The sequence below is a fragment of the Streptomyces sp. MBT53 genome, from assembly GCF_016654115.1.
Taxonomy (GTDB): domain Bacteria; phylum Actinomycetota; class Actinomycetes; order Streptomycetales; family Streptomycetaceae; genus Streptomyces.
The window spans coordinates 35,015-42,620 of record NZ_JAEQAZ010000064.1 but is presented as its reverse complement, the minus strand read 5'-3'; the positions used below and the strand labels follow the sequence as shown (position 1 = coordinate 42,620).

6 protein-coding genes and 1 pseudogene are annotated in these 7,606 nt (G+C 70.0%); 6 read left to right on the top strand and 1 reads right to left on the bottom strand.

The window, feature by feature from the left end; translation table 11 throughout:
- A pseudogene (locus JHN45_RS23840) lies at positions 1–286 on the bottom strand (hypothetical protein); the annotation flags it as partial.
- A gap of 181 nt (positions 287–467) precedes the next feature.
- Between JHN45_RS23840 and JHN45_RS23835 the strand changes: the two are divergent.
- The 6 genes from JHN45_RS23835 (at position 468) to JHN45_RS23810 (ending at position 7,606) form a co-directional block, all read left to right on the top strand.
- Positions 468–1,061, top strand: a complete 594-nt coding sequence (locus tag JHN45_RS23835; RefSeq protein WP_200714554.1) for an ABATE domain-containing protein — start codon at positions 468–470, stop codon at positions 1,059–1,061.
- A gap of 329 nt (positions 1,062–1,390) precedes the next feature.
- Positions 1,391–1,912, top strand: coding sequence for a sigma-70 family RNA polymerase sigma factor (locus JHN45_RS23830; RefSeq protein WP_019056398.1), 522 nt, complete (start codon positions 1,391–1,393; stop codon positions 1,910–1,912).
- 38 nt (positions 1,913–1,950) lie between these two features.
- Positions 1,951–2,706: an anti-sigma factor gene (locus JHN45_RS23825; protein ID WP_200714553.1), complete on the top strand. Its 756-nt coding sequence runs from the start codon at positions 1,951–1,953 to the stop codon at positions 2,704–2,706.
- Between the two features lie 151 nt (positions 2,707–2,857).
- Positions 2,858–5,170 carry a UvrD-helicase domain-containing protein gene (locus JHN45_RS23820; RefSeq protein WP_201050554.1) on the top strand — a complete coding sequence of 771 codons (2,313 nt, stop codon included), beginning with the start codon at positions 2,858–2,860 and terminating at the stop codon, positions 5,168–5,170.
- Between the two features lie 308 nt (positions 5,171–5,478).
- Complete coding sequence (locus JHN45_RS23815; protein WP_200714551.1) at positions 5,479–6,918, top strand: NAD-dependent malic enzyme; 1,440 nt, start codon at positions 5,479–5,481, stop codon at positions 6,916–6,918.
- Between the two features lie 406 nt (positions 6,919–7,324).
- Positions 7,325–7,606 carry an HU family DNA-binding protein gene (locus JHN45_RS23810; RefSeq protein ID WP_019056394.1) on the top strand — a complete coding sequence of 94 codons (282 nt, stop codon included), beginning with the start codon at positions 7,325–7,327 and terminating at the stop codon, positions 7,604–7,606.

The following is a 7,606-nucleotide window of genomic DNA, read 5'->3' as shown; positions in this document are numbered from 1 at the left end:
GCTGCTGCTGTCCGCGGTACGGGCGTCCGCGTGCCTGCCACGCCGACACCGCGGACAGCAGCAGCGCGCCCATGAAGCTCAGGAAGAACACCGGGTTCTGGATCACGTCGTTGATGTTCCGCATCACCTCGACGAAGACCCGGTCGTCGCTGCGCGCCAGCCCCGGCATCACCGCGCAGGCGAAGACGTAGAAAGCCCCGGCGATCAGCCCCGTCGCGACCGTGGCCGCACCCAGTACCCAACCCGTCGCAGTCCCGACAGTTCCGGACGTCCTGTTTTCTGTCATGCCTCCAGTCAACGGACCCGCCCCCGCCCCGGACATCGCCGAGACGCGCACGCGCATACGCGGCCGTCCACGCGCACTCCCCACGCGCGCTCGGTACGAGGGGTTCCGGCCGCGCGGGCGGACAGGCACTGTAGAGGCAACGGTTTCCCGACCGGGGTAATCCCTAGGCGGTGACAGGCACATGGCACTGGGTACGACCATGGCCCCGTACGAGCTGCGCTTCGACGCCGGGCGGATCTGCCTGGATCTGCTCGCGACCACGCATCCCGAGGAACGGCTCGACGCGCCGGAGCCGCTGCGCGCGTGGATCGTCCGCTCCGGGCTCGTCCCGGCGGCCACCGAGCTCGCGCACGTCGACGCGACCTGGCTCGTCGGCTTCCGTGAACTGCGGGGACGGATCGGACAGTTGGTGCGTAGCCGACCATCGGCCGAGGCCCACTCCTACGATCTCGCGCTCGCCCACCTCAACGACCGCGCCCGTGCCGCGCCCCCGGCACCCCGTGCCGTACAGGCCGAAGACGGGGCGCTGGTGCGGGAGTTGGCCGGTCCACCGGGGTGCGATGCGCTGCTCGCCGTGATCGCCAGGGACGCCGTCGAGCTGCTCACCGACCCGGTCGCGCGGGCCTCGCTGCGGGAGTGCGAAGGGGACAACTGCCCCATCGTGTACCTGGACACGTCACGGGGGCGCAGGAGGCGCTGGTGCTCCAGTGAGGTCTGCGGGAACCGGGAGCGAGTGGCCCGGCATCGTCGGCGCGCGGCCCTCGCCCGGGCCTGAGAATCCCATATGCGGCTTCTGTGAAGTGACGTACCGTCAACTGGCGAAGTGATTTTGACAACAGTGCGTTTCACTCGGCAACCGCACGGGCAGCCCGCGTGATCTTGCTGATGTGGTGGAAATGTAAAGATCGTACGGCTGGAATGTGCACTCATGTCCCGGTCGTCACGTCACTTCGAAGAAAACTGTCGCCTCACGTTGAACACCCGCCCACCCTCTCGCGTACCTCTCCATGAGCGACCGACCGGGGCAACCCCCGGACACCGGAGGTGGGCGTGCGCAAGGATTCCGTCGTGGCCAATGAACAAGCGCCGAGGGCCCGACATCGCATGTCCCAGTCCTCGGAACCTGATGAGGAGCTGATGCGTGCCCTGTACCGAGAGCACGCCGGACCCTTGCTCGCCTATGTGCTGCGGCTCGTCGCCGGTGACCGGCAACGAGCCGAGGACGTGGTGCAGGAGACGCTCATCCGGGCCTGGAAGAACGCCGGCCAGCTCAACCGGGCGACCGGATCGGTACGACCCTGGCTGGTGACGGTCGCACGGCGCATCGTCATCGACGGTCACCGCAGCCGGCAGGCCCGGCCGCAGGAGGTGGACCCGTCGCCGCTGGAGGTCATCCCCGCGGAGGACGAGATCGACAAGGCGTTGTGGCTGATGACACTGTCGGACGCGCTGGACGACCTGACCCCGGCCCACCGGGAGGTGCTCGTCGAGACGTACTTCAAGGGGCGTACCGTCAATGAGGCGGCCGAGACGCTTGGCATCCCCAGTGGCACGGTGCGCTCAAGGGTGTTCTACGCCCTTCGATCGATGAAGCTTGCTCTGGAGGAGCGGGGGGTGACGGCATGAGCATTTACGGGGGATACGGAACGGGTAGTCCTGGTTCCATGCAGGGATCTCAGGGCTCGAACGAACACGAGACCGTCGGCGCCTACGCCCTCGGGATTCTCGACGACGCCGAAGCAACCGCTTTCGAGGCACACCTCGCCACCTGCGAGTGGTGCGCCCAGCAGCTCGACGAGCTGGCCGGGATGGAACCGATGCTCGCGGCGCTCGCGGACCTGCCGGGCTCCGGCACCCCCGCGATCGGCGAGTCCCTGTCCGCCAAGCCGAGCCCGCGGCTGGTGGAGCGGCTGGTCGACGACGTCGGTGAACGCCGGGCCCTGAAGCGCCGGCGCAGTTTCTACATGATCGCCGCCGCTGCAGCGCTGATCATCGCGGGACCGCTGGCCGTGATCGCGGCCAACGGCGGCAACAGCTCGGGTGACACCCCGGCCGTGGCCACCGCGAAGACCACCTTCGACACTTTGTCCGACAAGGTCTCGGCCACGGACAAGACCACCAAGGTCAGCGCGACCGTGGCCATGTCGAAGAAGGACTGGGGCACCCTCGGGGTCGTGGAGCTCAGCAACGTCAAGGGCCCCCTGAAGTGTTCCCTGATCGCCGTCGGCAAGAACGGCGAACGCGAGACCATGAGCTCCTGGTCGGTCCCGGCCTGGGGTTACGGCATCGCGAACGCCACGAAGGCCGAGGCCAAGGCGCCGCTCTACGCCCAGGGCGGCGCGGCCCTCACGCCCAACGAGATCGACCACTTCGAGGTCATGACCTTCGACGGCAAGAAGCTCGTGGAAGTGGACGCCTAGCAGCTGGTCCACTGTGCTCGACGGGGTCCGGAGCGCGCACGCGCGCACCGGGCCCCGCGTCTTTGTCAGGTTCCGCCGGGCGGGCCCCTCGCCTCGGCGGCCTCCCTTCGCGTACGGTTGACGGCTGCCCAGCACGTCAGAAGGGGGCCCGGTGGCCGCACAGGCTCAACAGGAGACCGCGCTCGATGCGGTGTCCGACAAATCCGCCCAGGATTCGCTACGGGACCGGGAGATCAGCGGCGAACAGACACACCTGGACCGGGTGTACCGACGCCTCGAGGAGAAGATCCGCGAGGCCGAGTTCCTCATGAACGACGCCGCCAAACGCGGCCAGGTCGGCACACCCGGCGCGCTCGCCGAACGCGACGCGCAGGTGTTCCGCGCCGGTATCCACCTCAACCGGCTCAACAACGAGTTCGAGGACTTCCTCTTCGGCAGGATCGACCTGCTGCTCGGCAAGGACGGCCAGAAGGGGCCCGACGGCGCCTACACCGCCGTCGAACCCGCCGACGGCTCCGTGCGCGACGACAACACGGCCGACATCGCCGAGACCCTGCACATCGGCCGCATCGGCGTCCTCGACACCGAGTACGCCCCCCTGGTCATCGACTGGCGGGCACCCGCCGCCGCCCCGTTCTACCGCTCGACCCCGGTCGACCCCGGACGGGTCGTACGGCGTCGCGTCATCCGCTCCAAGGGCCGCCGGGTCCTCGGGGTCGAGGACGACCTGATGCGCCCCGAGCTGACCGCCTTCCTCGACGGCGACAAGCTCGCCGTCATCGGCGACGGCGCCCTGATGGCCGCGCTCGGCCAGGCCCGCAGCCACACCATGCGCGACATCGTGGCGTCCATCCAGGCCGAACAGGACCTGGTGATCCGCGCCCCCGCCGCCTCGGTGACCTACGTCGAGGGCGGCCCGGGGACGGGAAAGACGGCCGTCGCCCTGCACCGCGCCGCCTACCTGCTCTACCAGGACCGGCGCCGCTACGCGGGCGGCATCCTCATCGTCTCGCCCACCCCGCTGCTGGTCGCCTACACCGAGGGCGTCCTGCCGTCCCTCGGCGAGGAGGGCCAGGTCGCCATCCGGGCCATCGGCTCGCTCGTCGACGGCGCCGAGGCCACCCTGTACGACTCCCCGGCCGTCGCCCGCACCAAGGGCTCGTACCGCATGCTCCGCGTCCTGCGGAAGGCCGCGCGCGGCGCCCTCGAAGCGAACGAGTCACCGGCCCGCCTGCGGGTCGTCGCCTTCGGCCGCCGGCTCGAACTGGAGGCCGCCGACCTGGAGCGCGTCCGGCAGAACGCCCTCAGCGGTACGGCCCCCGTCAACATGCTGCGCCCGCGCGCCCGCAAGCTCCTCCTGGACGCCCTGTGGGAGCGCTCCGGCTCGGCCGGCCGGCACACCGACCCCGAACTCGCCGCCGAACTGCGCTCGTCCTTCGACGAGGACGTCGCGAGCGAGGACGAGTTCATCGCGTTCCTCGACTCCTGGTGGCCCGAACTCACCCCGCGCGCCGTCCTGGAGGCCATGTCCGACGAGCGCAGACTCGGCCGCTGGGCCCGGCGCATCCTCAACCCCGGCGAGGTACGCCGGGTCGCCCGCGCCCTCAAGCGCGACGGACTCTCTGTCCACGACGTGGCGATCCTCGACGAACTCCAGGCGATCCTCGGCACCCCGGCCCGCCCCCGCAAGCGGCGCGACCTGGACCCGCTGGACCAGCTCACCGGTCTCGAGGAGCTGATGCCCGTACGCGAGGAGACACAGCGCGAACGGGCCGAGCGGCTCGCCCAGGAGCGCGTCGAGTACGCGCACGTCATCGTGGACGAGGCCCAGGACCTCACCCCGATGCAGTGGCGCATGGTCGGCCGCCGCGGCCGGCACGCCACCTGGACGGTCGTCGGCGACCCGGCCCAGTCCTCCTGGTCCGACCCGGACGAGGCCGCCGAGGCCCGCGACGAGGCCCTCGGCTCCCGCCCCCGCCGCCGCTTCACCCTCACCGTCAACTACCGCAACCCGGCCGAGATCGCCGAACTGGCGGCCAAGGTCCTGGCCCTCGCCATGCCCGGCTCCGAGTCCCCGTCCGCGGTCCGCTCGACCGGAGTGAAACCTCACTTCGCGGTCGTACGGAACTCGTTGTCGGAGTCGGTCCGCGCGGAGGCCGCCCGGCTGCTCGACCAGGTCGACGGCACGGTCGGCGTCGTCGTCGCCATGAACCGCCGCGAGGAGGCCCGCCGCTGGCTCACCGGCCTCGGCGACCGGGTCGTCGCCCTCGGCAGCCTGGAGGCCAAGGGCCTGGAGTACGACGCGACCGTCGTCGTGTCGCCGGCGGAGATCGCCGACGAGTCACCCGCCGGCCTCCGTGTCCTGTACGTCGCCCTCACCCGCGCGACCCAGCAGCTGACGGTCGTCTCCGCCGAGCGGGACGAGCCGGACGCGAACGGGGTGCCGGATCTCCTGCGGGACTGATTCTGTGAACCTGCGGGATGGGAATGGCCTTACGGGATCTGTTTGTTAGCCTGGGTGTGACACCGGCCCGATCCAAGCCCCCGGGCCCAACCTTCGTCGCTTAGAGCGACCACTTGCCGCGAGGCGAGCATGGCGGGTCGGTGTCATTGAACGTGTGTCATGGATCGTGAAAGAGGCCTCCATTACGGGGGCCTCTTTTTCTTGCGAACAAAACGTTCGCAATCGGGGGCGGCTAACGCCTACCGGGCAGTAGGTGCGACCATCGGAGCGCGTACTCAGCTCAACGGTGAAAGCAGAGGAAGTCGGCCATGGCTACGGCGCCCAGCGTCTCCTACTCGATCACGGTCCGTCTGGAGGTGCCCGCCAGCGGAACGGCGGTCTCCCAGATCACCACGGCCGTGGAGTCCCACGGAGGCTCGGTGACCGGCCTCGACGTGACCGCCTCCGGCCACGAGAAGCTCCGCATCGACGTCACCATCGCGGCGTCCTCCACCGCCCACGCCGACGAGATCGTCCAGCAGCTGCGCGGCATCGAGGGCGTCACCCTCGGCAAGGTCTCCGACCGTACGTTCCTCATGCACCTCGGCGGCAAGATCGAGATGCAGTCCAAGCACCCGATCCGCAACCGTGACGACCTCTCCATGATCTACACCCCGGGCGTGGCCCGCGTGTGCATGGCGATCGCGGAGAACCCCGAGGACGCGCGCCGCCTCACCATCAAGCGCAACTCCGTCGCGGTCGTCACCGACGGCTCGGCCGTCCTCGGCCTCGGCAACATCGGCCCCAAGGCCGCGCTCCCGGTCATGGAGGGCAAGGCGGCCCTGTTCAAGCGGTTCGCCGGCATCGACGCCTGGCCGCTCTGCCTGGACACCCAGGACACCGACGAGATCGTCGCGATCGTCAAGGCCATCGCCCCGGGCTTCGCCGGCATCAACCTGGAGGACATCTCCGCGCCGCGCTGCTTCGAGATCGAGGCCCGGCTGCGCGAGGCCCTCGACATCCCCGTGTTCCACGACGACCAGCACGGCACCGCGATCGTCGTCCTCGCCGCGCTGACCAACGCCCTGCGGGTGGCCGGCAAGGGCATCGGTGACATCCGGGTCGTCATGTCCGGCGCGGGCGCGGCCGGTACCGCCATCCTCAAGCTGCTGCTCGCCGCCGGCGTCAAGAACGCGGTCGTCGCCGACATCCACGGTGTCGTGCACGCCGACCGCGAGGACCTGGTGCACGCCAAGCCCGACTCGCCGCTGCGCTGGATCGCCGACAACACCAACCCCGACGGCCTCACCGGCACCCTGAAGGAGGCCGTGCGCGGCGCCGACGTCTTCGTGGGCGTCTCCGCCCCGAACGTCCTCGACGGCGACGACGTGGCCGCGATGGCCGAGGGCGCCATCGTGTTCGCGCTCGCGAACCCGGACCCCGAGGTCGACCCGACGATCGCCCGTCAGACGGCCGCTGTCGTGGCCACCGGCCGCTCGGACTTCCCGAACCAGATCAACAACGTGCTGGTCTTCCCGGGTGTCTTCCGCGGTCTGCTGGACGCGCAGTCCCGCACCGTCAACACGGAGATGATGCTCGCCGCGGCGACCGCACTCGCGAACGTCGTGTCCGAGGACGAGCTGAACGCGAACTACATCATCCCCAGCGTCTTCAACGACAAGGTCGCCGGAGCGGTGGCCGGCGCGGTGCGCGAGGCAGCGAAGGCCGCCGGAGCCGCGGCGCCCTCCGCGACGCCTGCCGCGTCGTAGCGCATCAGGCCGTGTGTGTGCGGCGGCTGTGAGGATCGCCACGGCCGCCCGTACATCGGCGCGTCGCGGAACCCGGGGCCTCCGGCAGCCGTTTATCGTGGCGGCCAGGCTTCGGGCCCCTCCAGGCCCGGCCCTCGCTGCCGGGAGCCGACGGAGCGTCACCACACTGATGCAGTGGCGCTCTTCGTGTGACTCCCACGGGTGTTCTCGCGACTCCTACGGGTGCCGGATTGGCTTTCCCGCCGCAGGTAGGGGCAGGATGCGTCTTCGGGCGCGAGGGTCTGGACGACGGACCCGGGTCCGGGGACTCACCGAGGACCCTGGCAGCATCGGCTTCACCGTGCCCGATATGCGGCTCCGCCGCGTGGCACGCCTCAAACGGCAAGAAGAACACGGGAGTAACAACATGAACCGCAGTGAGCTGGTGGCCGCGCTGGCCGACCGTGCCGAGGTGACCCGCAAGGACGCCGACGCCGTTCTGGCCGCGTTCGCCGAGACCGTCGGCGAGATCGTCTCCAAGGGCGACGAGAAGGTCACCATCCCCGGCTTCCTGACCTTCGAGCGCACCCACCGTGCCGCTCGCACCGCGCGCAACCCGCAGACCGGCGACCCGATCAACATCCCCGCCGGTTACAGCGTCAAGGTGTCCGCGGGCTCGAAGCTCAAGGAAGCCGCCAAGGGCAAGTAG